Origin of the sequence: Kordia jejudonensis (assembly GCF_001005315.1) — a bacterium.
Taxonomy (GTDB): domain Bacteria; phylum Bacteroidota; class Bacteroidia; order Flavobacteriales; family Flavobacteriaceae; genus Kordia; species Kordia jejudonensis.
In genome coordinates, this window is the sequence record NZ_LBMG01000145.1 from 1 (window position 1) to 1,019 (window position 1,019).

Annotated in this window: 1 protein-coding gene; it reads right to left on the reverse strand. The window is 31.8% G+C overall.

Annotated features, from left to right (window positions below):
• The coding region (locus AA089_RS25300) for a hypothetical protein (protein ID WP_206540707.1) at positions 1-985 on the reverse strand (985 nt) is incomplete at its 3' end.
• Positions 986-1,019: the final 34 nt, after the last annotated feature.

The window sequence follows — 1,019 nt, forward strand, 5'->3', positions numbered from 1 at the left end:
ATTGTCCATGAATGATTCTGTAATTACTACCATTAGTTCTTTTAAAGGGTAGTATCGTATTTCCACCTTGATTTTTGTAAAAGTGAAGGATTGCATTTGGCGGAATTTCGGCATCATCATTAGAAGACCACTCAAAACCATTGTTGTTAAAATAGCCTAAAAAGTCTCTTTGAAAAGAATCTCTTCTTGGCAATGGATTGTCATAATTATAATCAAATTCATGTACTTTAGCATTTACCGTAGTCGTTCCAATAGGCAATTCTTTTACCTTATCCAATCGCAAACGTTTGCATTCTTTTTCATTACAATTCTCTAACGAATTAAAATAAGAATATTCAAGTTTGATATGTTTTACAAGCTGTCCAAGATTATTTTTTACTAAAATTTCAGTAAGTGCTTTTTCTCCAATATCGTCTATTCTATCTAATCCGTAAATAAATTCTACTGTTCCTTCATCCCATGTAATTTTTGTAAGTCGATGCGCTTTGGTAGTATGAGTTGTAAATCCACTTTGAAAATGAATATCATAGGTTCCATTATTTAATGATACATTATCGATAGGCGTGTAATAATGATCATTAACATCATATGAATTAAAAGGATCTTGATAGGTAGCCGTAATATTTTTAATTCGTTCAGGCGTAGCTTTAAAATAATCTTCATACTCAAAAGTTACTTCTCTGTTGTGAACAGGGTCAATGATTTTTGATAGATTCCAATTGGTAGAACCTAATCCTTCATTTAGAGAATTCCAAACTCCACGATAGGTACTTTCGCTGTAATCTTTAGTGTCAAAAATATATTTTAATCCATTAGTATTTGCCATTTCAAACGAAGGGAAATCTAAATACTCATAATTGTAAAATGGCGTACCACTTTGATAAAAACTTGCAGGTTGATTACCGTGTGATGTATCAATAAGTCTTGGAATTGTGGTAGTGGTTCTTTGAAGTTGATTGTGAACTTTTATGCCTGAATGGTCCAAAAAAACGGCATTAAAACTTCTACTAGCAAATGGC